Origin of the sequence: Qipengyuania proteolytica (genome assembly GCF_019711565.1) — a bacterium.
Lineage (GTDB): Bacteria > Pseudomonadota > Alphaproteobacteria > Sphingomonadales > Sphingomonadaceae > Qipengyuania > Qipengyuania proteolytica.
The window spans coordinates 695,699-720,903 of sequence record NZ_JAIGNN010000002.1 but is presented as its reverse complement, the minus strand read 5'-3'; the positions used below and the strand labels follow the sequence as shown (position 1 = coordinate 720,903).

At 65.2% G+C, this 25,205-nt stretch carries 26 protein-coding genes; 12 read left to right on the top strand and 14 right to left on the bottom strand.

The window, feature by feature from the left end:
* The first annotated feature begins 38 nt into the window (after nt 1-38).
* The 4 genes from K3172_RS12450 (at nt 39) to K3172_RS12435 (ending at nt 8,641) form a co-directional block, all read left to right on the top strand.
* Nucleotides 39-1,292, top strand: coding sequence for a threonine ammonia-lyase (locus tag K3172_RS12450; RefSeq protein ID WP_221590487.1), 1,254 nt, complete (start codon nt 39-41; stop codon nt 1,290-1,292).
* 176 nt (nt 1,293-1,468) lie between these two features.
* Nucleotides 1,469-2,308, top strand: a complete 840-nt coding sequence (locus K3172_RS12445) for an arginyltransferase (RefSeq protein ID WP_221590485.1) — start codon at nt 1,469-1,471, stop codon at nt 2,306-2,308.
* A gap of 19 nt (nt 2,309-2,327) precedes the next feature.
* Complete coding sequence (locus tag K3172_RS12440; RefSeq protein WP_221590483.1) at nt 2,328-4,445, top strand: autotransporter assembly complex protein TamA; 2,118 nt, start codon at nt 2,328-2,330, stop codon at nt 4,443-4,445.
* A complete protein-coding gene (locus tag K3172_RS12435) occupies nt 4,445-8,641 on the top strand; it encodes a translocation/assembly module TamB domain-containing protein (RefSeq protein WP_221590480.1) in 4,197 nt (1,398 codons plus the stop codon). Before K3172_RS12440 ends, K3172_RS12435 begins: the two co-directional genes overlap by 1 nt.
* Here K3172_RS12435 and K3172_RS12430 read toward each other — a convergent pair.
* Nucleotides 8,635-9,216, bottom strand: coding sequence for a fasciclin domain-containing protein (locus K3172_RS12430; RefSeq protein ID WP_221590479.1), 582 nt, complete (start codon nt 9,214-9,216; stop codon nt 8,635-8,637). The two genes, K3172_RS12435 and K3172_RS12430, sit on opposite strands and share 7 nt — an antisense overlap.
* A 13-nt stretch (nt 9,217-9,229) precedes the next feature.
* Complete coding sequence (locus K3172_RS12425; protein ID WP_221590477.1) at nt 9,230-9,838, bottom strand: hypothetical protein; 609 nt, start codon at nt 9,836-9,838, stop codon at nt 9,230-9,232.
* Nucleotides 9,839-9,931: 93 nt separating this feature from the next.
* Between K3172_RS12425 and K3172_RS12420 the strand changes: the two genes are divergently transcribed.
* Nucleotides 9,932-10,246 (top strand): hypothetical protein, encoded by a 315-nt coding sequence (locus K3172_RS12420; protein WP_221590475.1) that lies wholly within the window; start codon nt 9,932-9,934, stop codon nt 10,244-10,246.
* A 111-nt stretch (nt 10,247-10,357) separates the two neighbouring features.
* Here K3172_RS12420 and K3172_RS12415 read toward each other — a convergent pair whose 3' ends face one another.
* The 6 genes from K3172_RS12415 to K3172_RS12390 form a co-directional block, all read right to left on the bottom strand.
* Complete coding sequence (locus K3172_RS12415) at nt 10,358-10,966, bottom strand: lysozyme (RefSeq protein WP_221590473.1); 609 nt, start codon at nt 10,964-10,966, stop codon at nt 10,358-10,360.
* 150 nt (nt 10,967-11,116) lie between these two features.
* The gene (glnA, locus tag K3172_RS12410; protein WP_221590471.1) at nt 11,117-12,526 is read right to left on the bottom strand and encodes a type I glutamate--ammonia ligase; all 1,410 of its coding nucleotides are present in this window, start codon (nt 12,524-12,526) and stop codon (nt 11,117-11,119) included.
* Nucleotides 12,527-12,586: 60 nt separating this feature from the next.
* Nucleotides 12,587-12,925 carry a P-II family nitrogen regulator gene (locus tag K3172_RS12405; protein ID WP_221590469.1) on the bottom strand — a complete coding sequence of 113 codons (339 nt, stop codon included), beginning with the start codon at nt 12,923-12,925 and terminating at the stop codon, nt 12,587-12,589.
* A 230-nt stretch (nt 12,926-13,155) separates the two neighbouring features.
* Nucleotides 13,156-14,085 (bottom strand): N-acetyl-gamma-glutamyl-phosphate reductase, encoded by a 930-nt coding sequence (gene argC, locus K3172_RS12400; protein ID WP_221590468.1) that lies wholly within the window; start codon nt 14,083-14,085, stop codon nt 13,156-13,158.
* Nucleotides 14,082-14,429: a hypothetical protein gene (locus tag K3172_RS12395; RefSeq protein ID WP_221590466.1), complete on the bottom strand. Its 348-nt coding sequence runs from the start codon at nt 14,427-14,429 to the stop codon at nt 14,082-14,084. The genes argC and K3172_RS12395 overlap by 4 nt, the downstream gene beginning before the upstream one ends.
* 75 nt (nt 14,430-14,504) lie before the next feature.
* Nucleotides 14,505-15,893: a leucyl aminopeptidase family protein gene (locus K3172_RS12390; RefSeq protein WP_221590464.1), complete on the bottom strand. Its 1,389-nt coding sequence runs from the start codon at nt 15,891-15,893 to the stop codon at nt 14,505-14,507.
* A 44-nt stretch (nt 15,894-15,937) separates the two neighbouring features.
* Here K3172_RS12390 and K3172_RS12385 point away from each other — a divergent pair, with 44 nt between their 5' ends.
* A complete protein-coding gene (locus K3172_RS12385; RefSeq protein WP_221590461.1) occupies nt 15,938-16,741 on the top strand; it encodes a DUF4163 domain-containing protein in 804 nt (267 codons plus the stop codon).
* 40 nt (nt 16,742-16,781) lie between these two features.
* Nucleotides 16,782-17,609, top strand: a complete 828-nt coding sequence (map, locus tag K3172_RS12380) for a type I methionyl aminopeptidase (RefSeq protein WP_221590459.1) — start codon at nt 16,782-16,784, stop codon at nt 17,607-17,609.
* Here map and K3172_RS12375 read toward each other — a convergent pair.
* The 3 genes from K3172_RS12375 to ccmA form a co-directional block, all read right to left on the bottom strand.
* Nucleotides 17,603-18,187, bottom strand: coding sequence for a J domain-containing protein (locus tag K3172_RS12375; protein ID WP_221590457.1), 585 nt, complete (start codon nt 18,185-18,187; stop codon nt 17,603-17,605). The genes map and K3172_RS12375 overlap by 7 nt on opposite strands.
* 78 nt (nt 18,188-18,265) lie before the next feature.
* Nucleotides 18,266-18,919 (bottom strand): heme exporter protein CcmB, encoded by a 654-nt coding sequence (locus tag K3172_RS12370; protein ID WP_221590455.1) that lies wholly within the window; start codon nt 18,917-18,919, stop codon nt 18,266-18,268.
* Nucleotides 18,916-19,497, bottom strand: a complete 582-nt coding sequence (ccmA, locus tag K3172_RS12365) for a heme ABC exporter ATP-binding protein CcmA (RefSeq protein WP_221590453.1) — start codon at nt 19,495-19,497, stop codon at nt 18,916-18,918. The genes K3172_RS12370 and ccmA overlap by 4 nt, the downstream gene beginning before the upstream one ends.
* Nucleotides 19,498-19,550: 53 nt before the next feature.
* Between ccmA and K3172_RS12360 the strand changes: the two genes are divergently transcribed.
* Entirely contained in the window at nt 19,551-19,844 is a 294-nt protein-coding gene (locus K3172_RS12360) for a 4a-hydroxytetrahydrobiopterin dehydratase (protein WP_221590451.1), read from the top strand.
* Here the strand turns inward: K3172_RS12360 and K3172_RS12355 are convergent.
* From K3172_RS12355 to K3172_RS12345, 3 genes are read right to left on the bottom strand one after another with little or no spacing between them, the layout of a single operon-like run.
* On the bottom strand, nt 19,833-20,879 hold the full coding sequence (locus K3172_RS12355; RefSeq protein WP_221590449.1) for an alpha/beta hydrolase: 1,047 nt from the start codon (nt 20,877-20,879) through the stop codon (nt 19,833-19,835). The two genes, K3172_RS12360 and K3172_RS12355, sit on opposite strands and share 12 nt — an antisense overlap.
* A 22-nt stretch (nt 20,880-20,901) precedes the next feature.
* Entirely contained in the window at nt 20,902-21,708 is an 807-nt protein-coding gene (locus K3172_RS12350) for an SDR family oxidoreductase (RefSeq protein WP_221590447.1), read from the bottom strand.
* Between the two features lie 23 nt (nt 21,709-21,731).
* Nucleotides 21,732-22,349, bottom strand: a complete 618-nt coding sequence (locus K3172_RS12345) for a DNA-3-methyladenine glycosylase family protein (RefSeq protein ID WP_221590445.1) — start codon at nt 22,347-22,349, stop codon at nt 21,732-21,734.
* Between the two features lie 90 nt (nt 22,350-22,439).
* Between K3172_RS12345 and K3172_RS12340 the strand changes: the two genes are divergently transcribed.
* From K3172_RS12340 to K3172_RS12325, 4 genes are read left to right on the top strand one after another with little or no spacing between them, the layout of a single operon-like run.
* On the top strand, nt 22,440-22,757 hold the full coding sequence (locus K3172_RS12340; protein ID WP_221591190.1) for a 2Fe-2S iron-sulfur cluster-binding protein: 318 nt from the start codon (nt 22,440-22,442) through the stop codon (nt 22,755-22,757).
* A gap of 42 nt (nt 22,758-22,799) precedes the next feature.
* Nucleotides 22,800-23,816: a cysteine synthase A gene (locus K3172_RS12335; RefSeq protein ID WP_221590443.1), complete on the top strand. Its 1,017-nt coding sequence runs from the start codon at nt 22,800-22,802 to the stop codon at nt 23,814-23,816.
* A 33-nt stretch (nt 23,817-23,849) separates the two neighbouring features.
* Nucleotides 23,850-24,212, top strand: a complete 363-nt coding sequence (locus K3172_RS12330; RefSeq protein WP_221590442.1) for a hypothetical protein — start codon at nt 23,850-23,852, stop codon at nt 24,210-24,212.
* Nucleotides 24,190-24,939, top strand: coding sequence for a GldG family protein (locus tag K3172_RS12325; RefSeq protein WP_221590440.1), 750 nt, complete (start codon nt 24,190-24,192; stop codon nt 24,937-24,939). Before K3172_RS12330 ends, K3172_RS12325 begins: the two co-directional genes overlap by 23 nt.
* Nucleotides 24,940-25,205: the final 266 nt, after the last annotated feature.

Genomic DNA, 25,205 nt, shown 5'->3' with positions numbered 1-25,205 from the left:
CGATTGCGCCGCGACCATGCGCGCCGTAGGGGCAGGCCATGACACTGGCATCCACCGCGCGCGCCGCCGACAAGGCGACCGACCTCCTGACCCTCGACGATGTGCGGGCCGCGGCCGCGCGCATCGAAGGCGCAGTGGTGAGGACGCCGATGATGCGATCGCAAACCCTGTCGGACATCACCGGCGCGGATATCTGGCTCAAGTTCGAAAATCAGCAGTTCACCGCCGCCTACAAGGAGCGCGGCGCGCTCAACGCGCTGCTGCACCTGACCGAGGAACAGAAGGCCCGCGGCGTGATTGCGGCGTCTGCCGGCAACCATTCGCAGGGTTTGAGCTACCACGGTCGTCGGCTCGGCGTGCCGGTCACCATCGTGATGCCGCAGACCACGCCGAGCGTGAAGGTGATGCAGACCGAAAGCGTCGGCGGCAATGTCGAACTGTTCGGCGAGACCTTCGACGAAGCTTACGCCCACGCGCGCCAGCTAGAGGCCGAGCGCGGCCTCACCTTCGTCCATCCGTTCGACCACCCGCTGGTTGCTGCGGGACAGGGCACCGTCGCGCTCGAAATGCTCGAGCAGAAGGACGATTTCGACTGTCTGGTCGTGCCGATCGGCGGCGGCGGACTGATGAGCGGGATGGCGACGGTCGCCAAGGCGCTGAAGCCCGATATCGAGATGGTCGGCGTGCAGGCGAAGCTGTTTCCCTCCATGTATTCGGCCGTCACCGGAGAAGACCTGCCCTGCGGCGGGGATACGCTGGCGGAAGGGATCGCGGTCAAGGCTCCGGGCGAGTTCACCCGCGAGATCATTCGCGAACTGGTCGATGAAGTGCTGCTGGTCGAAGAGCCGAAGCTGGAGCATTCGGTTTCGCTCCTGCTCCAGATTGAGAAGACGGTGGTCGAGGGTGCCGGTGCTGCGGGCCTGGCCGCCGTACTGTCTTATCCCGAGAAATTCGCCGGCAAGACCGTCGGTCTCGTCCTGTGCGGCGGCAATATCGACACGCGACTGCTCGCCAATGTGCTGTTGCGTGACCTCGCGCGCTCTGGCCGCCTCGCACGTCTCCAGATCACGCTGCAGGACCGCCCCGGTGCGCTGTTCAAGGTGATGCGCGAATTCAACGCGCACAACGTCAACATCATCGAAATCTACCACCAGCGGATTTTCACGACCCTTCCTGCCAAAGGCCTGACGGCGGAAATCGAGTGCGAGGCGCGCGATGCCGACCAGATCGACGGCCTGGTGCAGGGGCTGAGGGCCAAGGGATATCACGTCGAGCTCGCCGAACTCGCCTGAGTCGCGGCTGGTCTTTTTCCACAATTCGCACGGCGTTCGACGGCCCGAACCCGCTTTTCATGGTTAAGGACCTTTTAACCCGGAACCGTGTGCTGCATAACTGAGTCAACAAACCGTTAACGCCGTGCCAAGATGGCCCGGCAGACGGATTCGCTGACGAAAGGATGCCCGCAACCGTGACGGCCCCGATTCGCTTTCCCCGGTTCTTCGTGACGAGCCCTGCGCCCTGTCCGTACCTGCCGGGCAAGAGCGAGCGGAAGGTGTTCACCGAGCTGCGCGGCACCAATGCGGACGAACTCAACGAAGCTCTCGGACGGATCGGCTTCCGTCGCAGCCAGACCGTCGCGTACCGTCCCTCGTGCCTCGACTGCCAAGCTTGCGTTTCGGTGCGGGTGGTTGCGAATGAATTCGAACCGTCGAAGGCGCAACGCCGTGCGCTCAAGGCAAATGACGACCTGGTTTCGACCGAATGTCGCCCCTGGGCGACCGACGAGCAGTTCGAACTGCTGCAGAAATATCTCGCATCGCGGCATCCCGGGGGCGGGATGACGCAGATGGAAGACACCGACTTTGCAGATATGGTGGAACACACGCCTGTCTCAAGCTATGTCGTTGAATATAGGGAGCCGGGGATCGGCGCCGAACCGGGTCGCCTGGTTGGAGCATGTCTCACGGATTTCCAGGGTGACGGGCTGTCGATGATCTACAGCTTCTACGACCCTGAGCATGAGGATCGCGCCGGGCTTGGTAACTACATCATCCTCGACCACATCCGCCGCGCAGCGGAACGCGGCCTGCCGTTCGTCTACCTCGGCTATTGGGTCGAGGGTGCCGAGCGCATGCAGTACAAGGTCCGCTACCGCCCGCTCGAAAAGCTCGGTCGCGCGGGATGGGAGCGCATGGCCGACGACGAGCAGCGGCGCCTCATCGCCGCCGCAACGGCTCCCCGCGCAAAGCGCGGCGACGCCTTGCCCGCCAAGGACGGTAGCCCGGCCGAATACAAGCTCGCCGACTGAGCTTCTTCGTCATGCCCTGTTGCTTTGCGCTGCAACCGCGGCGCTCTTCAGCGTGCCGGTCGCGGCACAAGATCGTGAAACGTCCGCGGAACTGGAAGAACTGATCCCCGATAGCGCAGTCGATGCGCCGGAAGAATGGGCGGAGCAGGGGACCGACGGCGAGCAGCCGCTAGATCCCGGCGCCATGGCCGAGATCGAAGCGGATACGCCGATCGCCGAGCTGCCCGACATGCAGGTCGCCTGGCCGGAGGACGTCGAATTCGCACCGATCGAGGATCTGGAGCCGGAATCGGACATCGAATTCGCCAGCCTGCTCGAGGACCGTCGCCGGATCGACCTCGCCGATGCCGAAACACGCGAGCTGTCCGACACACTCGTCCTCGGCTTTCCGCAGAGCGAACCGCCTTTCAGCGAGCGCGACGATTTCGTGAGCCGGTTCGAAGCGCTTTCGACCATCGAAGAACTCGAGAATGGTGAGGAGAATGCAGCCCAGCTCGCCGCCCGGGCGCGGGCGGATGAGGAACTGCTCGACAATCTCTTGCGGGTCTACGGTTATTATGACGGTCGCATCATCCGGACGATCGGCGCGCGCGATGCGGGTGATGACGCCGCTCAGCAGCGCCCGCTGGTTCGTTTCGATATCATACCGGGTGACCGCTATCGCTTTGGCGCGATCGATCTCGGCAACCTCTCCAGTGCTCCCGATGCCGAAAGCCTGCGCGCCGCCTTCGGGATCGTCACCGGGGACTACCTCCAGAGCGACACGATCGTGCAGGAGCGGTTCGACCTCGACCGTGCGCTGGGTGAAACGGGCTATCCCTTCGCCGAGATCGACGAGCCGGAACTGCTGATCGATCATGAGCGCGAAGAGGGCGACCTGACCATGCCGGTACGGCCCAACGGGAAATATGTATTCGGAGACGTCGTCAGCAGCGACCCCGAATTCCTCTCGGGGCGTCACCTGGCGAGCATTGCACGCTTCGATCCCGGCGATGTCTACAAGCGCAGCCTCGACATGGATTTGCGTCGCGCGGTCACGGCGACCGGCTTGGTGTCGACCGTCTCGGTGACGCCGCGCGAGGTGACCCCGCCGCAGGGCGACGAACCCGGCGTCGTCGACATGGACGTGACGCTGCAGCGCGCCAAGCTGCGGACGATCGCCGGCGCGATCGGCTATGGTTCGGAAGAGGGCATCCGCATCCAGGCCAGCTGGGAACACCGCAATCTCTTCCCGCCCGAAGGCGCGCTCAAGGTGCGCGGCATTCTGGGTACGCAGGAGCAGCTGGCCGGGGTCACCTTCCGCCGCAACAATTTCGGCGGCCGCGACAAGGTGCTCACTATCGATGCCTATGCCTCGACCGTGGATACCGACGCTTTCGACGCGAACACCGTGGCGCTCAGCGGGACCTACGAGCGGCTGTCGACGCTCCTGTTCCAGAAGCCCTTTTCGTGGGCGCTCGGCGCAGAGATCCTGGCCACGGACGAGCGCAACCGCGTGATGGGCGGAATCCCGCGCCCCCGTCAGACATATTTCGTCGCCTCCGTTTTCGGGCGGGCGACGATCGATACCAGCGATTCGCTGCTCGATCCGTCGCGCGGATTCCGCCTGACCGGCTTCGTGGCCCCCGAAGTTTCCCGGACCGAGGGCAGCGAGTACTTCTATCTCCGCAACCAGGTCGATGCTTCCTACTATCAGTCCGTCGGTGAGCGGACGGTGCTGGCCGGACGCCTTCGCTTCGCCAGCATCCAGGGTGCGCCAACCTTCGCGATCGCCCCATCGCGCCGCCTCTATGCGGGCGGCGGCGGCTCTGTCCGCGGCTATGGCTACCAGACCATCGGGCCGGAGAACGACTTGGGCGAACCGACCGGGGGGCGCAGCTTGGTGGAGGCGTCGGTCGAAGCGCGCATCGGCACCGGCCTCATGGGCGGCGCAGTGTCTATCGTGCCCTTCTTCGATCTCGGTGCGGTGTCGATCGCGAGCACGCCCGATTTCCGCTTCGTCAAATACGGCGCCGGCATCGGCGTCCGCTATGCCACCGGCTTCGGCCCGATCCGGCTCGACGTGGGCGTCCCGCTCAATCCCGACCCAGACGACGCGTCCGTCGCGGTCTATGTCTCGCTTGGACAGGCATTCTGATGACCGAGCCATCCGCCGAAATCCAAGCACCGCGCCGCGGCTCTTCGCTGGGTCGCGTCGGCAAGTGGGCGCTCGGCCTGCTTGCCGGACTGGTATTGCTCGTGGTCGGCGCCTTGGTCGTCCTCAACACCCCCTTGGGCGAGCGTTTCCTTGCCAGCCGGATCGCGCAGCAGACCTTCCCCAACGGGCTGAACATCTCGATCGGCAGGATCGAGGGCAATCTCTACGGGGCGGCCATCCTTCACGATGTCCGCCTGTCCGACCCAAAGGGTGTCTTCATGACTATCCCGCGCGCGGAGGTGGACTGGAACCCCGGCGCATGGCTTTCGAACCGGCTCGAAATCGACAGTTTCGCGGCTCGACGGGCGACGCTCGCCCGCGTTCCGGAATTCCTCCCGAGCGAGGAAGAAGGACCCATCCTGCCGGGCTTCGATATATCGATCGACGAATTCGAGATCGACAATCTGATGCTCGCCCCCGGCATTGCGGGCGACGTGGCCCAGAGGGTCGATCTCGCGGGCGAGGTGCAGGTCACCGACAGGCGCCTGATGCTCGATGCCAAGGGCAGGCTGGGTGAACAGGACCGTGTTGCCTTGTTGCTCGATGCCGAGCCCGACGGTGACAATTTCGACCTCGCACTCGATGTCGACGCCGCCGCTGGCGGGCCGGTTGTGGCGCTCGCAGGTGTGGAAGGCGCGCATCAGGCGCGCATCCGCGGCGATGGGACCTGGGGGGCGTGGAACGGCGGCTTGCTCGTCCGCGACGAGGAAGGTCGCATCGCCGCGCTCAAGATCACGAACCGCAGCGGCCGCTTCGGCCTTCTCGGCAAGATCGACCCGTCCGGTTTCCTCGAAGGATTGCCCGGCGATGCGCTTGGGGACGATGTCGCCATCCGATCGACCATGACGATCGCGGACCGGATCTTCGATGGCCGGACCCAGCTGGTCGGGCGCGGCGTGTCGCTCGACGCGGACGGAACGCTCAACCTCGCGGAGAACCGCGCGGATAACCTCGCCGTCCAGGCCCGCTTGCGCGACCCGACCCTCTTTGGACCGGGAATCACCGTAGATGACGGGCGACTGGAAGCGACGCTTAATGGGCCGTTTTCGGACCTTGCAATCGTTCACCGGCTCGTGGTCGGAAAGCTCGACGTTAGCGGTACCGTCCTGACGAACCTCACCCAGCAGGGCACGGCGCGCTACGACGGAACACGCTGGACCCTGCCGCTCAACCTCGATGTCGGTCGTATCGTGAGCGGCAATGCGATGGTCGATCCGCGATTGGCCAACGGCACGGCGCGCGGGACGCTCGTCCTTGCAGGTTCGCGCCTGTTGGCGGACGACCTTAGACTGACCTTTCCCGGAGCAGCCGCAAATCTCGCCCTGCGCGGCGACTTCGCCACCGGAGCTTACCAGATCCGCGGCCCCGTGCGCGCCGACCGGCTTGCGCTCGACAATGTCGGTCTGGCCGGCGGAACGGCGATGATCGACCTGACGCTGGCTTCGGGCGCGCCATGGCGACTCGCTGCCGATCTCGATGCCCGGATTTCGCCCGTCACCAACGACACGCTCGCCAATCTTGCCGGCAACCCGATCCGTGTGCGCGGCGGAATCGCGGTGGGGGGCGATCGACCGCTCGTGTTCGATGGCGTGCGCATCAATGCGAGCAAGCTGGCGATGCGCCTCGACGGCAACGTGCGGCAGGGCACCACGCGGATAGCGGGCAGCGGGAGACACACGGACTACGGCGACTTCACTGTGGAAGCGTCGCTTGCGGAGCGTGGCCCCGAGGCCGTACTCGTGTTCGCCGCACCCGTCACGGGTCTCGACAATGTCCGCGTGGCCATCGCCCCCACGAAGGAAGGGTTCGCGATCGACACCGAGGGCGGATCGCTGCTCGGCCCGTTTGCCGGCGAGCTTGCTCTCTACGCTCCCTCAGGTGGTCCCACGCGGATCGATATTGCCAGCCTGCGGTTCACCGATACGCAGGTAACGGGCGGCCTCACTTTCGTGGAAGGCGGTGCCCAAGGCCAGCTGGCGTTTGCAGGTGGCGGTCTCGACGGCACGATCGGTCTGGCGCCGAGAGCAGGAATGCAGGGAATCGACGTCGATCTCACCGCTCGCAATGCAAGTTTCGGCGGCGAAACGCCCATCCGGATCGCCCGTGCCCGGGTGGACGCGGAAGGTGTCATCGGCGAAGGACGGACCAGTTTCAGCGGATCGGCACGCGGCGCCGGTCTTGCCTACGGTACGCTCTTCATCGGTCGCTTTGCGGCGCAGGGCAGGGTCGAAAATGGTGTCGGCGAAGTTGACGCTTCGGTTTCCGGCCGACGCAATGCGCGGTTCGAGCTCGACATCAATACGCGCTTCCAGCCCGAGCGGATCGCTCTTGCAGCCCGTGGCGAGTTCGCCGGGAGGCCGATCTCGATGCCGCGGCGGGCAGTGCTCACCAGAGATGGCGACGCCTGGCGTCTCGCCCCCTCCCAGCTGAGCTATGGCGACGGTGGGATCATCGCTGCCGGTAGGTTCGGCGGCGACGATCTCGAGTTGGACTTCAAGATCGCTGGCATGCCCCTTTCGCTGATCGATATCTTTCGAGCGGATACCGGTCTCGGCGGAACGATTTCAGGCGCGGTCGAATACCGGATGGGCGAGGACCGCGTGCCGGTGGGCGAGGCGCGCGTGAAGATCGACGACCTCACCCGTTCCGGCCTGGTGCTGACGTCGCGGCCGGTCGATGTCGCGCTGCTTGCCCGCCTCAGCGCGACCCAGCTGGAGGCTCGTGCCACCTTGCGGAACGAGGACATTCGGCGTGGTCGTGTGCAGGCGCGCATCAATGGGTTGCCGCAGTCCGGCCTCCTGCTCGATCGGCTGCGGGCGGGGCGGCTGTTCGCGCAACTGCGCTACAGCGGGGCCGCCGAGAGCCTCTGGCGCCTTGCTGCCATCGATGCCTTCGACCTGACCGGACCGGTCAACGTCGCTGCCGATGCGACCGGCACCCTTGCCGACCCAACGGTGCGCGGCTCGCTTTCGAGCGACGCGCTGCGCGTCCAGAGCTCGCTTTCCGGGACCGACATCCGCGACGTGGCGGTCCGCGGCAAGTTCGCCGGTTCCCGGTTGCAGCTCACGCGGTTTGCCGGACAGACACCCAATGGGGGCCGCGTCAGCGGGAGCGGGGTCGTCGACCTGCGTACGCTGGGCGAACCGGTCGAAGGGCGCGTCCTCGAGATTCGCGGCCCGATCATCGACCTGCGCGCTTCCGCGACCAATGCACGCCTGCTTGACGCGAATGGCCTCAGCGCAACGATCACCGGCCCCTTGCGGATCGTCTCGGACGGCTTGGGCGGGACGATCGCCGGCCGCGTCCGGGTCGACCGGGCGAGTTGGCGTCTGGGTACGGCGGCGGACGATTTGCGTCTCCCACAGATCGCCACACGCGAGATCAACCGGCCGGCCAATCGCGAGCAGGTGGCAGCGCCATCGCGTCCATGGCGTTACCTGATCGATGCGAGCGGGCGGAGCCGGATCGACGTCGACGGCATGGGCCTCGACAGCGAATGGGGCGCCGACATCATCCTGCGCGGGACGACCGACAATCCGCGCATCGGCGGCAACGCCCGTGTCGTTCGGGGCGACTATACCTTTGCAGGGACGCGTTTCGAGCTCGTCCGCGGTGAAATCGAGTTCGATGAGAATGTGCCCATCGATCCCCGCATCGACATCCTGGCCGAGACCGAGCGCGATGGGCTGACGGTCGATGTCACGGTTCGTGGCAGCGCGACCCAGCCGGAAATCGCATTTAGCTCGAACCCGGCGTTGCCCGAGGAAGAAATCCTAGCGCGCTTGCTTTTCGGGGGCTCGGTGACCAGCCTTTCCGCCACCGACGCCCTGCAACTGGGCGCTGCTGTCGCCAGCCTGCGCGGCGGCGGCGGGATGGATCCGATCAACCAGCTCCGTAGCGCGATCGGACTCGACCGGCTTCGGATCGTCAGCGCCGATCCCGCGCTGGGACGCGGGACCGGCGTTGCTTTGGGCAAGAACTTCGGTAGGCGGTTCTACGCCGAGATCATCACCGATGGCCGCGGATATAGCGCTACCGAGGTGGAGTTCCGCGTGACGAGCTGGCTTTCGCTCCTCGCGGCCGTCTCGACGGTGGGACGCGAGAGCGTCGTGGCCGAGATCAGTCGCGATTACTGAGCCTGGTCACCGCCTGCGGGACGCAGCACGGTATCGAGCGGAATGACCACGCCGTTGTTTGCGGCTATAGCCGTCCCGACGACAGTGGCCTGATCGCCATCGCCGAGGCTGACGGTGAGCGTGTCGCCCTGCTTCGCGAAAGTCACCTCGCCTTCACCGAGCGTCGTCATCGTCACCGGCCCGCCATTGGCGTCGATTGCGCTGGCGATCGTTTCCGGCGTCAGATGCCCGGGAAGCAGATGGTCGCGCAGCAGCGCAAGCAGGAGCGGTTTCTGCTCCTCGGCCAGCAATTCGCTGCCGGCCTCGCCAAGCTTCTCGAAAGCAGGGTCGTTGGGAGCGAGCAGCGTGTAGCTTGCCGGGCCATCGAGCAGGCCGGACAACTCGCTCGTCGTCAGCGCGCTTCGCAACGTATCCATGTCATCTTGCGCACCAAGGGCGGATCCGAGGGTGAGAGTGCCTTCATCCCGGGTTTCCGAAGTCTGCTGCTCGCCCTCCTCGGCCTGCGAACAGGCGGACACGAGGGGCAGGGCAAGCATCGCGACGGCTGCCGCCGCGTGTTTCAGCGTCTTTTTCATGAACAGCACTCCGTCAGATGGCGAGATCGATCACGGCAGCAACCAGCTGCGTGGTGGGATCGACTTGGTAGATGTACCCATCGGAATAGCGATAGTAGGCATCGCTGCGATCGTAGTACCGATCGCGGTAGCTATAGGGCACGTTGTAGACGTCGTAGCCGCGCGGCATGGGTTGGCCGACGCGGATATCGTCGCCGGTCAGCAGCGCTGCAACCGACAGGATGGCGGCATCCTCCGCATCGTAGCGATAGATGACGTTGTCGGCGTAGCGGTAGCGATCGCGCTGCCCAAGATCGTAGTAGTCGACGTAGTAATCGGGCACCGGATAGTAGTCGTAGGAGGACGGCCACGGGTTGCCGATGGACAGCGCGCCGCCGAGCAACGGGATATAGCCGCTGATCCCGCCACCATTTCCGAGACGCAGCAGATAGCCGTCGTTATAGGTGTAGCGCCCGCTACCGTAACCGAGCAGGCCGAACAGGCTGGGTCGGTAGTCGTACCCGAGCACGCTGCGCTCGTAATACTTCTTCGCCTGACCCGGCGGCATGCAGCCGTTGTTCTTCTTCGCCAGACCGGGGGGGCACCCTTCGATGTAACGCCTGTCACGATCACGAAGCAGCACGTCACGGTCGCGGTCGAAGACTACGCGATCGATGAAACCGTCACGGCGGTCGCTGCGCCGTTCGACTCGGCGCTCGACGTTGCGTTCGACCCTTTGCTCGAGATTGCGCTCGATGGGCCCGGCATTTCGCTTGCCGTTGCCATTGCCATTTCCGTTGCCATTACCGTTGCCGCGCTCGGCACGGCGATCTTCTCGCTGCTCGACGCGGCGTTCAGCCTGCCGTTCGACGCGACGTTCGGGACCGCGCTGGCGTTCAGCCTTGCGCTCGGGGCCACGGTTGGCCTGCGACCCGCGCTGTTTGCCATTGTCGGACTTGCCGGCCGAAGCGGCTGGCTTGCCGCGATCGCCGGGTCCGTTTCCGTTACCATTTCCATTACCGGGCTGTGCCAATGCGCCCGAGGCGGCTAGCGCGATCGCAGCCGCACCGCTCAGTATGTATCGCATTTTATATCTCCTTTGCCGCCCCAACGGTGCCGTCAACGGTCCGGTTCCGTAAAATGTGGGGCGTTTATCGGTGGTTCAGCTTTTAGAGCGGTAGAGCTTGGCCTCTTCGCGGCGGCGGCGGACGAGCCCTTTCATCACCCTGCCGCCCGCGCGGTTCCAGCGGGCGAATTCGTCTGCCGCCCCAGCCTGATCGCCCGCACAGTGTCGCTTCGTCAGGGTGGCGCGAGCGATGGCTCCGGTATTGTAGTGGAAGCTGACCAGCGCATCGAACTGGGCCTGGCTGGTCGGCGCATCGCTGATCGCATCGATCACCTCGCGGGCATGGCGCGCGATGTCATGCGCGAGCCGCGCGTCGCATTGCGCCTGTGTCCAGACCGTTTCAGGGCCGATATCAGGGCCGGTTGCGCCCCACCCGATCGTCCAGGGCGCGGCCCCCGTGCCCGGATCGGGATAGGCTTCGATCAGGCCGTCGGGCCGTAGCCGGGCGCAGCCCTCGAACCGCTTGATGAGCTGGATCCCGCGTTCACCAATCTCCCGCGGAGGCAGACATGGACCGCCTGGACCACTGTCCTGGGCGGAAATTCCAGCCTCGTCGAGAAGATCGTCGAGCGCGTCGACCTCTGCCTGGCTGAAGCCGCGACCAAGCATGCGGCGAACAAGGTCGAACAGGGATTTGCGCGTCATCGGGGCACCTCTTTCGGAACTGGAGGTGAAGGAATTAGGCAGCCCTTGCCCGAGTAGGAAAATCCTTTCGAACGGGCACGCTACGAAAAAGGGCGCCCGGATTGCTCCGGACGCCCAGCTCGGTGATGGCGGCTCTATGCCGCGAAAAGGTTAAGCCGAATAGTACATATCGAATTCGGCCGGACACGGCGTCGTTTCGACCCGCAGGACGTCTTCCCACTTCAGCTCGCAATAGGCGTCGATCTGGTCCTTGGTGAACACGTCGCCCTTGAGCAGGAAGTCGTGGTCGGCCTGCAGCGCTTCGAGCGCTTCGCGCAAGGATCCGCACACGGTCGGCACCTCGGCGAGTTCTGCCGGCGGCAGGTCGTAGAGGTTCTTGTCCATCGCTTCGCCCGGGTGGATCTTGTTCTGGATCCCGTCGAGGCCCGCCATCAGCAGCGCCGCATAGGCGAGGTAAGGGTTGGCCATCGCATCAGGGAAGCGGAACTCCACGCGCTTCGCCTTGTCGCCCGCACCATAGGGGATGCGGCACGAAGCCGACCGGTTGCGCGCCGAATAGGCCAGCAGCACGGGGGCTTCGAAGCCCGGCACCAGGCGCTTGTAGCTGTTGGTGGTCGGGTTGGTGAAGGCGTTCAGGGCCTTGGCGTGCTTGATGACGCCGCCGATGTAGTAAAGGCAGTTTTCCGACAGACCGCCATACTGGTTGCCGGCGAAGGTCGGCTTGCCGCCATCCCAGATCGACATGTGGGTGTGCATGCCGCTGCCGTTATCGGCCTTGATGGGCTTCGGCATGAAGGTCGCGGTCTTGCCATAGGCATGGGCGACCTGGTGCACGACGTACTTGTAGATCTGCATGTTGTCGGCGGTTTCGACCAGCGTGCCGAAGGTGAGGCCGAGTTCGTGCTGCGCGGCGGCCACTTCGTGGTGGTGCTTGTCGCAGGGCAGGCCCATTTCGATCATGGTCGAAACCATTTCGCCGCGGATGTCGACGGCGCTGTCGACCGGGGCGACCGGGAAATAGCCGCCCTTGGCGCGCGGGCGGTGGCCCATGTTGCCGGCTTCGTACTCCTTGCCGGTGTTGGTCGGCAGTTCGATGTCGTCGATGGCGTAACCCGAACCGGCATAGCCGTCTTCGAAGCGGACGTCGTCGAACATGAAGAATTCGGCTTCGGGGCCGACATAGATGGTGTCGCCGATCCCGGTCGACTTCAGGAAGGCCTCGGCGCGCTTGGCGGTCGTGCGCGGGTCGCGGGCGTACCACTCACCGGTCGAGGGTTCGACGATGTCGCAGAAGATGATCATCATCGGTTCCGCACTGAACGGGTCCATGTAGACACGCTCGAGGTCGGGCTTGAGGATCATGTCGCTCTCGTTGATGACTTTCCAGCCCGCGATCGACGAGCCGTCGAACATCAGGCCGTCTTCGAGTTCGTCTTCCCCGAGAATCTTGGCGACCATGGTCAGGTGCTGCCACTTGCCCTTGGGATCGGTGAAGCGCAGGTCGACCCACTCGATACCGTCGTCCTTGATCTGCTTAAGGACGTCCTTTGCACTTGCCATTGGTATTGCCTCCGTTTGAACTGGATTGGAATTCGGCACGCGGCTCGGCGTGCCGGAAAATCAGATTGCGTCGTTGTCCTTCTCGCCGGTGCGAATGCGCAGGGCGCTTTCGATCGGCGAGACGAAAATCTTGCCGTCGCCGATGCGGCCGGTCTGGGCGGCGGCGGCGATGGCCTCGACCGTGCGCTCGGCGATGTCGTCGGTGACGACCACTTCGAGTTTCACCTTGGGCAGGAAGTCGACGACATATTCGGCGCCGCGATACAGTTCGGTGTGGCCCTTCTGGCGCCCGAAGCCCTTGGCCTCGGTCACGGTGATGCCGGATACGCCGATTTCGTGCAGCGCTTCCTTCACTTCGTCGAGCTTGAAGGGTTTGATGATCGCTTCGATCTTTTTCACGTGTTGCCTGTCCCGCCTGTCCGGTTGCGATGCGCCCTCGTGAAACGAATGCGCGCCTGCGCGCGGTGTTCCAAGAATCGTGCCAAGTCCCTGCTTGGCCGTCCACGACGATTCCGGCAAGCCAGGCGGCACGATTGCGGCATTTTCGGAAACAAATGGCCGCTGGCCGCGTAACGCGGATCGCGACCTGCCTAATTGGCCAACGCAAGCTGCCTAAAAAACGGGCAGTCCTAGGGGCGGAGGCCAGCGGTTTCGGGCAGTCCGCACAGCAGGTTGAGATTTTGCACCGCTGCGCCGCTCGCACCCTTGCCGAGGTTGTCGAGCCGCGCGACGAGGCGCGCGTTCCAGCCGCCTTCGTTGCCGCACACGAACAGTTCCAGCCCGTCCCAAGGCTCCGCGCTTCGCTCCAGCAGGAGTTCGCCGATCGGCGCTTTCTCGCGGACCGTGACGACGCGCGAATCGGCATAGAAGGCAGCGAGCGCGTCGCGCAGGGTATCGGCATGCGGGTCGGTTGCCATCGCGCCCAGATGCAGCGGCACCTCGACGATCATGCCGCGATAGGCGGATACGACGGACGGCGCGAACAGCACCGGGTGCTCCAGACCTGCATGAGCCTTCATCTCGGGCAGATGCTTGTGGGCGAGATCGTAGCCGTAGCTGCGAAAGGCTGGGGCGCCGTCGGCTTCGAAGCGTTCGATCAGCGCCTTGCCACCACCGGAATACCCGCTGACCGCGTTGACGGTGAACGGCCAGTCTGCCGGCAACAGGCCTTCGCGCACGAGCGGCGCGACCAGGGCCAGGAAACCTGTGGGATAACAGCCGGGATTGCTGACCCTCAGGGCGTCGGCAACCCGGTCGGGGCCGACCAGTTCGGGAAAACCGTAACACCACCCTTCGCTCGTGCGATGGGCGCTCGAAGCATCGATGATGCGCGTGCGACTGGCGGGATCGATGAGTCCGATCGCCTCGCGCGCCGCCTCGTCCGGCAGGCAGAGTATGGCGACATCCGCCTCGTTCAGCGCTTCGCGCCGGGCGGCTGGGTCCTTGCGCTTCTCGTCGTCAAGCGAGAAAACCGTGAACTCGCTGCGCCCGGCGAGGCGCTCGGCGATCTCGAGACCGGTCGTTCCGGCCGCACCGTCGATGAAGACGGTATGCGTCACCCGGCTACGGCGAGCGAACCGAGGCGCACATAGCCGCTCGGACCTTCGGGGCCACAGGCGATCCATGCCCAATCGCCGGCGATGTCGAGTAGCTCGACGGGCGAGCCGGCGGGCAGGGTAGCGCCGTCATCCGCATCGTCGCGCATGGCGATCTTGAGCGTCACATCGCTCGTACCGACCGTGCGCGGCTGAGGAATGACGTAATGCGCGGCAAGATAGCGGTCCGCGAGCGCCACGTGTGCAAGGTCGCCGCGAAGCGGCAGCGTACCGGGGGCGGGTTTCGTCACCGGACCCTTGAGTCCGACGATACCTTCAGGGAGGGAATAGCTGGCGGGCGCAGTCACGCTGTCAGGTCGATCCGGTTGTGAACGTTGCGGGCGCTTAACCCCGGAAGCCCGTTACCGCAAGATTGGCGGGGATCATGTCCCACCATAACGCGCCTTGAGCATGTGCCAGCTCGCCCGCAGGCCGTAGGCATCGCCGCCCTTGGGCCGGCCCGGCTTGGCGACGGGGCGCCAGGCGAAGGTATCGAAATGGGCCCAGTCGATGCCTTCGCCGACGAAGCGGTCTAGGAACAGGCCGGCGACGCTCGCGCCCGCGAAACCGTTGGCATGCGCGTTGTTGAGGTCGGCGATGTCGGAGACGAGCCATTCGCGATAGGCGTCCGGCAGCGGCAGGCGCCAGGGTTCGTCGTCACTCGCCTTTCCGGCATCGATCAGCGCCTGCGCAGTCTCATCCCTGCGCGTCATCAGCGCGGGATAGTCGGGGCCGAGAGCGACGCGCGCCGCGCCGGTCAGGGTGGCGAAGTCGATGATCAGATCGGGCTTTTCCTCGCTCGCGCGGGTCAGCGCGTCGCCAAGGATCAGGCGCCCTTCGGCATCGGTATTGCCGATCTCCACCGTCAGCCCCTTGCGGGTCTGGAGCACGTCGCCCGGGCGGAAGCTGTTGCCCGCAATCGCATTTTCGACAGCAGGGACGAACAGGTGCAGTCGGACCTTGAGACCGGCGCCCATCACGAGCCCGGCCAGCGCGATCGCGTGCGCTGCGCCGCCCATGTCCTTTTTCATCAGCTTCATCCCCGTGGCGCTCTTCACGTCGAGGCCGCCGGAATCGAAGCAGACCCCCTTGCCGACGATGGCGAGCACCGGGTCGCTCTCATGGCCCCATGTCAGGTGCATGATCCGCGGTGCATGGTGCCGCGCTGCCGCCCGGCCAACCGCGTGGACCATCGGATAGTCGCGCTCGAGCGTGTCGCCCTTGGTGATGGCGAGTTTGGCGGAATGGGTCTTGGCGAGATTTTCGCAAGCTGCCTCGAGCGCCTCCGGCCCCATGTCTTCGGCGGGCGTATTGACCAGATCGCGCACCATGCACACCGCCTGCGCCTCGGCAATCGCGGCATCGATCCGGCCCGCTTCCTTGGTCAGCAGCACGCGTGGGCCGACCGGCTTTTCGGGCTTTTTGTACCGTTCGAAACCGTATTGCGCGGTTTGCCAGCCATGCAATGCCGGGCCCGGGTCGCCTTCCGCGCGGCGGTAGGTCCCTTCCGGGAGCGCTTCGGCAAGCTTGGCCATGCACCAGCTCGACAGCTTATCGGGATTGGCGACGCCGCCGACCGCGAACCAGCCGTCGCCATCGGGGACGATCCCGACCTGGTATCCGCTGCCGTCGAATTTCTGCGCTTCCAGCGCCGCGCGCTGTCCGGCAGACAGCCGCTTCACCCATTCCGGAAAGCCATCGCGGTTCACAAGGTGAATATCTATCGCATCCTGCCCCCGGTCGGGCTGGATCAGCGGCGTGGTGTCGGCCATACTCGGCAATGCCCCTCTCATCGTCTGTCGCAAAGGTAACCGCGATGCGTGCGCACCTGTTCCTGATTTCGCTGGCGCTGTCGAGTGCAGCCTGCTCCGATCCGCAGGAGTATGCGGAGAAAACCGGGGTCGAGCGGACCGCCGAACCAGTTGCCGAAGCGAAGCCGGCCAAGGTAGCGGCACGCGAGATCAAGGAAGAGACCGAACGCTACATGTTCGACTACTCCTGGCCGGCGGAAGTGGCGGCGGAGCCAGGCCTCGTCGCGGTGCTCGAGAAGGATGCGGAGAGCATGCGGTCGGGTCTGGCCGCGGAGGCAGACGAGGATTGGGATGGTGCGGAGGGGCAAGACTGGGAACCGCGCCAGCATAGGGCGGCGGAGGAATGGAAGGTGGTTGCCGACTTGCCGCGTTTCCTCAGCCTGTCGGGCCATTTGGCGACCTATTCGGGTGGGGCGCACGGGATGTACGGGGTCGAATCGCTCGTGTGGGACCGCGAGCAAGGGAAGGCGACCAAGGCCGTCGAACTCTTCGCCTCTGCGACCGCGCTTGAACGGGCACTGGGCGCCAAGCTTTGCACCACGCTCAACGCCGCGCGCGAGAAACGACGCGGGATGGCCATTGATCCGGAGAGCAGCGATACGTTCGATGCCTGCCCAGGGCTCGACGAGGCGACGATCCTGCTTGGCTCGTCCAACGGCAAGACCTTCGACCGGCTGGCGGTCTATTTCGGACCCTATGTCGCGGGAGCCTATGCCGAAGGCGATTACGAGCTCGATTTTCCCGTCACTGCCGCAGTCATCGATGCGGTGAAGCCGGAATATGCCGACGCTTTCACCGTGAAACGCTGACGCCCTCGCATTTTCTCGCGGCAGTCGCTATGTGGCGCGCATGACAGAATACCAGCTGATCGAAGGCGACCAGACCGTCTACCGCGACGGGACCATCAAGCTTCACGGGCCGGACGGGTTCGAAGGGATGCGCAAGGCGGGTCGCCTTGCCGCCGAAATCCTCGACGAACTCACCACCTTCGTGAAGCCCGGCGTGACCACGGGCGAGATCGACGATCTGGTTCGCGGCATGACCCTCGATGCGGGCGCGGTGCCCGCGACGATGGGCTATCGCGGCTATGCGCACAGCTGCTGCACCTCGATCAACCATGTGATCTGCCACGGCATTCCGTCGGACAAGGCGCTGAAGGACGGGGACATCGTCAATATCGACGTGACCCCGCTGCTCGACGGCTGGCACGGCGATACCAGCCGCATGTATTTCGTCGGCGATCCGCCGCTCAAGGCGAAGAAGCTGGTCGACGTGACCTACGAATGCTTGATGCTCGGCATCGAGGCGGCGAGCAAGCCGGGCGCGCGGCTGGGCGATATCGGCGCGGTGATCGAAGCGCATGCGCGCCAGTACCGTTACGGTGTGGTGCAGGAGTTCTGCGGCCACGGCCTCGGCCGCCTGTTCCACGATGCGCCCGAGGTGATCCACGCGGCGCGCGCAGGCACCGGCCCGGAGCTCAAGCCGGGCATGTTCTTCACCATCGAACCGATGATCAACCTCGGCCGCCCGCACGCCAAGGTTCTCGCCGATGGCTGGACCGCCGTGACCCGCGACAAGTCGCTATCGGCGCAGTTCGAGCATTCGATCGGCATCACCGAGGACGGCGTGGAAATCTTCACCGAGAGCCCGAAGGGGCTGCACAAGCCGCCTTACTGAGGCGCTTCACCTTCCGCCGATTGCGCCAGCAGCAGCTTTTCCGCCTCGGCAGTGCGGCTCATCGAGATGACGTGATCGACGCCTTCTATGGTGATCTCGTAGGTCCCATGCTCGGTGCCGCGGATGTAGCCCTTCGATTTCAGATACCAGGCGTGGAAATCGAAATTCTCGTCCGAACAGCCGAGCATGTCCTGAATGTAGAACCCGATCACGTCGGGCTCGCGCGGGTTTTCGCGCCGGCGCTTGTAGAGGTAGTAGAGGATTTTCGCGTGGGCTTCGGCATCGTCGACGGCGGATTTCTCGTCGATGCGGAACTCGCAGTCGCTGGGTAGCGGCGATATTCTTTCCGGCTTCATCGCGCCGTAGAGCTTGTCGTATTCGGCGCGCGAGTGTGGGTCGCGCAGGATGCGGTAGGCTTCGATCACCTCTTGGAACTTGTCGACGTCGGCAGTGGACGTGTGGTCCGGGTGATATTGCTGCGCCGCGTAGCGATAGGCCTTCTCGAGGATCTTAGCATCGCAGGTCGGGCTGACCTGCAGCAGGGCGTAATAGTCCACGAAATCCGGTGCGCTGTTCATGCACGCTTCCCCAAAGGCACAAGTCCGTCGCGCCATCTTTCGTTGGTCGGAGCGGAAGTCAAAGGCAAAACCGGATAGTCATCCTTCTCGCACGGAACGGATCGCGAGAGCCGCGGCGAATGGCGCAAGGGCGCACAGCCCAAGGCTGATCGCGCCGGTCAGCATCAGCGCACCCGGGTCCGGGCGCGCGAGAGCGCCGGCCCCGAAAATCAGGATCGGCACGGCGAGCGGGATGACCATGAGTCCCGCCAGCGCCGCTCCGCCGCGCAGCGAGGCGGTGAGCGCCGCAACGGCGAGGCCGACGGCGGCAAGCCCCGGCGTGCCTGCCAGCAGGCCGAGCAGGACCGTGCGGGTGGTCGCTTCATCGAGGCCGAGCAGGGCGGCGGCGGGCAGGGTCGCCAGAAGCAGAAGCGGGGCGAAGGCCAGCCAGTGCGCGATGAGGCGCGATGCCATCGCCAGTTCCTCGCTCACCCCGCGCAGGTGCAGCTGGTCGAACACACCGGCTTCGAGATCGGCGGTGACGAGGCGCTCTAGCGGGAGGATCGCCGCGAGCAAGGCGGCAACCCAGATCACCCCGCCGCCGGTACGGGCGAGCAGTTGCGCGTCCGGCCCGACCGCGAAGGGGTAGAGCATCGCCACGGCGAGGAAGAACAGGAGCGGCAGCACGCCGCCGCCGGCACGACCTCCGGGCAGCAACAGGCCTAGGTCGCGCCGCAGAAGCGTGCCGATCACGCCGCGTACTCCGCCAGTTCGATCGTGCGCGGCGAGGGCAGGGCGAACCCTTGGTGCGATGCGACCACGGCGATCCCCCCGCCGTCGCAATGGCCCAAGACCAACGCCTCGAACGCCTTTTGCGCCTGCGTGTCGAGCCCGTTGAGCGGCTCGTCGAGCAGCCAGATCGGGCAATTGCGATTGAGCAACCGCGCCAGCGCCGCACGCTTGCGCTGGCCGGTCGACAGGTAACGCACCGGCACCTCCATCAGGCTGGCGAGATCGAGCACTTCGAAGGCTCGGCCCGGATCGCGGCACCCGTCGATATGCTCCCAGAACGCGAGTGCGCGCCCTAGCGGCAGGTTCTCGTCCATCGCCAGTCGCTCGTCCACCAGGCCGATGCCGCCTTCGTGCAGGACCGATCCCGCCAAGGGCCGCAGCAATCCGGCGAGGATGCGGAGGAGGCTCGATTTGCCGATCCCGTTCGCGCCGGCAATGTGCAGTGCCTCGCCAGCGTCACATTCGAAGGATAGGCCCCGGAACAGCAGGCGGTCGCCGCGGCGGCAGGCGAGGTCGGTCGCGGCGAGACGGGCTTGCATGCGGCGCAGCGTTAGGCAAAAGGCGCCCGCGCGACAAGCAAGGGAAAAAAGCTATGACCGTCGAGAAGCTGAGCGAAGACGAACGCACAAGCTGGCTGAGCGCCTTGCCGCACTGGTCGCTGGCGCGCGACGGCGAGGCGATCGAACGCAAGTTCGAGTTTGCGGACTTTTCCGAAGCCTTCGCCTTCATGACACGCGTCGCGATGATAGCAGAAACGCGCGATCACCATCCCGAATGGTTCAACGTCTACAACCGGGTGGAGATCACGCTCACCACCCACGACGCGGGCGGCCTCAGCCTGCGCGATGTCAAGATGGCGCGCAAGATCGACGCGCTACTGGCCTAGCGTCCCCTCGCGCGCCCTGGGCCCGAGGTCGAGCAGCAGGCAGCGATAATAGAGGCTTTCCCGGGCCCGCTCTGCCGTGCCCGGCGTCATCGCGATGCTGTTTTTCTGCGTGCAATCCGTATCGAGCAGCGCCTGTTCTGCGGGTGTGCGCTCGGTGATCTCCGGACCGCCGATCAGCGGGTAGTTCTTGTACTCGCGCGTCGGGGTTCCATAGAGCAGGCGGAATGCATCGAGCGCCATGGGGTGATAGAGAGTGCCGTGGGTTTCCGTGTCGCCGGCTTCGACGAAAGCCCAGTCGAGGCCATCGGGTGCATCGGTTCGCAGCGCCGCGATCAGCCGTTCGGTGCCCTCGCGGTGCCAGGCTCCTTCGCTGGCGCTGGTAAGATAGAGCCGCCGCTCGCCCGCCGGATGTTTCGCGAAATACTGCGCGGCCTCGCGTCCGAACTTCATCCTTTCCCACCACATGCTGGGAGAGATGGCGATATAGTCGTCGAACAGGGTCGGCTCCTCCAGCAGCGTTTCGACGACGAACAGCCCGGCCAGGGATTCGCCCATGATGGCGTCGTGCCCGTCCGTTCGGAAACCCGCCTCGATAAGCGGTTTCAACTCTTCGCGCAGGAAGCGGCGATAGGCGGGCGAGCCGCCGGGCGTCGCGCCGAGAGCGTCCTCGTAGGGCTTCGGATCGGCCACCGGCGGCGTCAGCTCATGCCGCCGGTTCACGCTCTCGATCCCGACGAGGATGAAGGGTTCGAACGACCAGTTCATGTCGCGGCTCTGCACGATCCCGGCGATGTGCTCGAAATCCTGCTCCGGCCCCCCGTCGAGGACGTAGACCACGGGATATTTTCGTTCCGGCTCCTCGTCATAACCCGTCGGCAGGCGCACCGTGATCTTGCGGCTCTCACCCTGGAGGATGGAAGTCGGCACCGTGTAGGTGGTGGCGACGACCAGCGGCTCCCCGCCCGATAGCTGTGCCGAGGCGGGGGAGGCGAGGGCGAGCGCCAGGGCGGCGGCCGAAGCCAGGAACCTGAACATGTATGCGACTCCTGAAGCGAGGTCACTTGCCCAAGGGGCGTGTGCTCTCGCGCGTTTGCTTGCGGACCCGGCCGGGCATCCAGCGCGAGGCGAAAGCCATCTGCTTCGCCGTCTTGCCGACGGTGGTGTGCAGCTTCTCGCCATGCACGGCGTCCCATGCTGCCTTGGCGACTTCCTCGACCGGCGTGATCTCGAGCCCCGCCTCGGTCACACGCTGGCGGATGCCTTCATTGCTTTGCGCATTGGGCGTGTGGTCGAGCAGCGGCGTGTCGATGAAACTCGGCATGAGCGAGCGGACCTTGATGCCGTCCTCTGCCCACTCGCCGTCGAGGCTTTCGGTTATCGCCCGCACGCCGAATTTGGTGGCGGAGTAAACGCTCGCGCCGGGCGTGCCGTAGATCCCGGCTGCACTCGCGGTGTTGAGCAGGCAGGATCCGGGCGCTGTCTTCCTGAGGTGGGGATAGGCCGCCTGTGCGCCGAACAGCACGCCCTTGAGATTGATGTCGAGGCAGCGTTCGATCTCGTCGACCGAATTGTCGACCAGCGACCCGCCGATCGGGATGCCCGCATTGTTGAACAGCACGTCGATCCGCCCGCCGGAAGCCGTGGCGAAACCGTCGAGCGCCTCGTCCCACGCCGCGCGGTCGCGCACGTCGAACTTATGCTTGTAGGTAAAGCCGTGGCCGATCAGGGAGAGCGTTTCGTCCATGCCGCGCTCGTCGACGTCGCCGATCCCCACGAACCAGTCGCGCGCGCCGAAATGGAGCGCGACGGCGCGGCCGATGCCCGATGCACCCCCAGTGATGAAAATGGCCTTGCGGCTGGTCATGTCTTTCTCTCCCCCGATGCGGCCTAGAGTGCCGCGTTGTTGTAGGTGTGCCAGGTGAAAATGGCCATGGCGCCGCGATGGGGCCTCCAGCGATCGCCGAGGCTCCGTGTTTCCTTCTCGCTCGGTCGTGCAGCCAGGTCCAGCAGCCTGCCGACCGCTTCCTGCACTGCGAGGTCGCCGGCGGGCCAGATATCCTGCCGCCCTTCGGCAAAGAGCAGGTAGATTTCCGCCGACCAGCGGCCGATGCCCTTTATCTTCGTCAACTCGGCGATGGCTTCCTCATCGTCTGCCGGCAGGCCGTCGAACCGCACCTCGCCGCTGGCGACGAGTTCGCACAGCGAGCGCGCATAGCCCTGCTTCTGGCGCGACAGACCGCAGGCGCGCAGCGTGTCGAAATCGCGCTCCAACAGGCAGGTGGGGGTGAAGTCTTCGCCCAGTTCCGCCTCGAGCTTGTTCCACATGGAGGTCGCGGCGGCCACGCTCACCTGCTGGCCGACGATGGTCCGTAGCAACGTCTTGTAGCCGGTCGGACGAATCCGTTCTTCCGGGTAGCCGCAGCGTTCGAGGGCCGCGGCCACAACGGGGTCGTCTCCGGCAACCGTATCGAGATGATCGCGCAATTGTGCGTTGGTCAGGCCCATGTCGCTCGTTCTTGCCTTCCGCGTGCGGATTGAATAGCAGCCGCCCGCATACGGCGCGCCGACGGGCGCATGCAAGACAGGAACCACACGATGCCCAAGCTGATCGTCACCACCCGCGAAGGCGAGACCTCCGAGATCGACGTCGCAGACGGCCTGACCGTCATGGAAGCGATCCGCGACCACGGCTTCGACGAACTGCTCGCGCTGTGCGGTGGCTGCTGCTCCTGCGCGACCTGCCATGTGCATGTCGACCCGGCTTTCGCCGACAAGCTGCCTGCGCTGAGCGAGGACGAGGACGACCTGCTGGAATCGACCGACCACCGCGTGCCGACGTCGCGCCTGTCGTGCCAGATCCCGTTCACCGCGGAACTCGACGGGCTGAAGGTTACTATCGCGCCTGAAGATTGATGTTGTTTGCGGGTTCAGGTGCGCGCGCCTAATTCGCACGGCATGACTGCTCTTCCCGTACGCGAGCATACGCTCGACCTTATCGGCAACACGCCGCTCGTCCGCCTTGAAGGTCCGAGCGCGGAAGCCGGCTGCGACATCTATGGCAAATGCGAATTCGCCAATCCGGGCGCCTCGGTGAAGGATCGCGCGGCGCTCTACATCGTCCGCGATGCGGAAGCGCGCGGCGATTTGAAGCCGGGCGGCACGGTGGTCGAAGGCACGGCGGGCAACACGGGCATCGGCATCGCGCTGGTCGCCAATGCGCTGGGTTATCGCACGATAATCGTCATGCCCGACAACCAGTCGCGCGAAAAAATGCAGACGCTGCGCGCACTGGGGGCGGAACTGGTGCTCGTCCCGCCGACCAAATATGCCGACCCGAACCATTTCCAGCACGTCTCGCGCCGGATGGCCGAGGAAATCGACGGGGCTATCTGGGCCGGGCAGTTCGACAACACGGCCAATCGCAAGGCGCACATCGAAGGCACCGCGAAGGAAATCTGGGAGCAGCTGGATGGCCGGATCGACGGGTTCACTTGCGCGGCGGGTACCGGCGGGACGATCGCCGGGGTCGGCATGGGCCTCAAGGAATTTGACGAGACGGTCGTCATTGCGCTGACCGACCCGCATGGCGCGGCGCTCTACAATTATTTCGCCAATGGCGAACTCAAGGCCGAAGGGTCTTCGGTGGCAGAAGGCATCGGGCAGGGCCGGATCACCGGCAATCTCGAAGGCGCGCCGATCGATACGCAGTTCCGCATCTCGGACGAGGAAGGCATCGGCTGGGTTTCGCGTCTGCTGCGCGAGGAGGGCCTGTGCCTGGGCCTGTCGTCGGGCATCAATGTTGCCGGGGCCATCGCGCTGGGGCAGCAACTGGTGGCCGAAGGGCGCGAAAATCCGCGCGTGGCGACCATACTGTGCGACACTGGCTTCCGCTATCTCTCGACGCTCTACAATCGCGACTGGCTCGAGGAAAAGGGGCTGCCGGTTTTCGACTGGCTGAAGGCGGACGATTGACCTGCGCCGTAGTGGACTTGTAACATCATGCCGATGGCGCAATTCTTCGACATGAGCCGCAAGCCGCCTGTAGGCGAGCTGCCCGACGTGTCCGGCAGCAGCGCGCGACGCGAGCGCAATGTCCAGCGGCTGCAGATCGGTGTGACCGGAGTGATCCTGATGATCCTGCTGGTCGGTCTCGCCAGCGTCGTCAGCAATCGTGCGGCGCGAACCGATGCGACGGCGGTGCCAGAAGCCGCACCCACGACGGAGCCGATGCAGGGTCCGACCCAGAGCGATCCGCTGGTCGAGGCGGGCGTGGTCCCGGGCGTGCCGGCGCAGCCCGCGAGCGGCCCCCCGGCATCGCCATCGTCTGATACGCAAGGCGAGGCCGATGCACTCGCGCCCGCCGATTAAGGCTTTCTTCTCCGCCGTCACGCTTGCACTGGCCGCCTGTTCTGCAGGCCAGGCGGCCGGCGATGAGCCGGCCAAGCCGCGCGTCGGCTGGTTTTCGACCCTCCCCATCTATTGGGGCGAGAGCGATGATCTCACGGCCATGCTCGATGGCGACTCCGACAAGGACTGGGCGCGTAAGGTGCTGGAACAGCGCTTCACGCTGGCGCCTGTGGATGCGCTCGAACCGGAGATGCTCGCTGGTGTCGACCGCTTGCTGCTCGCCCAGCCCCGGGCCTTGGCACCGTCGGAGAATGTCGCGCTCGACGAATGGCTTCGTGGGGGAGGGCGCCTGCTGATCTTCGCCGACCCGCTGCTGACGCGTCATAGCGAATATCCGATCGGCGACCGCAGGCGGCCGCAGGATGTTGTGCTGCTCTCGCCGATCCTGGCGCGCTGGGGTCTGGAACTGCAATTCGCCGAGGAACAGCCCGAGGGGGAACGATGGGAGAAAGCCTATGATGGCAACTTCCCCGTCAACCTCGCTGGCCGTTTCGCGATCGTGGAGGGTTCTGCGCCGGCCGAATGCATGGTGTCGAATAGCGGCATCCTCGCGCAGTGCCAGGTAGGCAAAGGTCGGGTCACGCTGTTGGCCGATGCTGCAATCCTCGACTGGGAGGGGCCCGGCGAGGTTCCTGCCAACCGCACGGCAGCACTGGATTCGCTGGTCGCCGCGGCGCTCGACTTCTGAATTACGGGAAATTGCGGGAACGAGTCGGGGATCACGCGGGAAAGCTCGCGTGAGACTGCGGAAACCCGTGCAATTCCAGACATCTCGCTAAGATTTCGGTAAGCTTGTCGAGCCTGCTCCGGTAAATTATTATCATTCAAATCAACTATTTACGGGTTTATCCCGTGAAATCCCGCAATTTTCCCTTCCATCCCCGTCGTTCCCGCGATAAATCCTGAGGTCATCGGACAAGGCTGTCTATGCGCGCACCGCTCACGAGGGGTGCG

Bases quoted from the DNA above. Each gene is read 5' to 3' on its own strand.
- K3172_RS12355 (WP_221590449.1), bottom strand. From the start codon at position 20,879: ATGTTCAGGTTCCTGGCTTCGGCCGCCGCCCTGGCGCTCGCCCTCGCC.
- K3172_RS12450 (WP_221590487.1), top strand. From the start codon at position 39: ATGACACTGGCATCCACCGCGCGCGCCGCCGACAAGGCGACCGACCTC.
- K3172_RS12350 (WP_221590447.1), bottom strand. From the start codon at position 21,708: ATGACCAGCCGCAAGGCCATTTTCATCACTGGGGGTGCATCGGGCATC.
- K3172_RS12360 (WP_221590451.1), top strand. From the start codon at position 19,551: ATGACCGTCGAGAAGCTGAGCGAAGACGAACGCACAAGCTGGCTGAGC.
- K3172_RS12385 (WP_221590461.1), top strand. From the start codon at position 15,938: ATGCGTGCGCACCTGTTCCTGATTTCGCTGGCGCTGTCGAGTGCAGCC.
- K3172_RS12430 (WP_221590479.1), bottom strand. From the start codon at position 9,216: ATGAAAAAGACGCTGAAACACGCGGCGGCAGCCGTCGCGATGCTTGCC.
- K3172_RS12325 (WP_221590440.1), top strand. From the start codon at position 24,190: ATGCACTCGCGCCCGCCGATTAAGGCTTTCTTCTCCGCCGTCACGCTT.
- K3172_RS12335 (WP_221590443.1), top strand. From the start codon at position 22,800: ATGACTGCTCTTCCCGTACGCGAGCATACGCTCGACCTTATCGGCAAC.
- glnA (WP_221590471.1), bottom strand. From the start codon at position 12,526: ATGGCAAGTGCAAAGGACGTCCTTAAGCAGATCAAGGACGACGGTATC.
- K3172_RS12415 (WP_221590473.1), bottom strand. From the start codon at position 10,966: ATGACGCGCAAATCCCTGTTCGACCTTGTTCGCCGCATGCTTGGTCGC.
- K3172_RS12375 (WP_221590457.1), bottom strand. From the start codon at position 18,187: ATGAACAGCGCACCGGATTTCGTGGACTATTACGCCCTGCTGCAGGTC.
- ccmA (WP_221590453.1), bottom strand. From the start codon at position 19,497: ATGCAAGCCCGTCTCGCCGCGACCGACCTCGCCTGCCGCCGCGGCGAC.
- K3172_RS12340 (WP_221591190.1), top strand. From the start codon at position 22,440: ATGCCCAAGCTGATCGTCACCACCCGCGAAGGCGAGACCTCCGAGATC.
- K3172_RS12330 (WP_221590442.1), top strand. From the start codon at position 23,850: ATGGCGCAATTCTTCGACATGAGCCGCAAGCCGCCTGTAGGCGAGCTG.
- map (WP_221590459.1), top strand. From the start codon at position 16,782: ATGACAGAATACCAGCTGATCGAAGGCGACCAGACCGTCTACCGCGAC.
- K3172_RS12390 (WP_221590464.1), bottom strand. From the start codon at position 15,893: ATGGCCGACACCACGCCGCTGATCCAGCCCGACCGGGGGCAGGATGCG.
- K3172_RS12345 (WP_221590445.1), bottom strand. From the start codon at position 22,349: ATGGGCCTGACCAACGCACAATTGCGCGATCATCTCGATACGGTTGCC.
- K3172_RS12435 (WP_221590480.1), top strand. From the start codon at position 4,445: ATGACCGAGCCATCCGCCGAAATCCAAGCACCGCGCCGCGGCTCTTCG.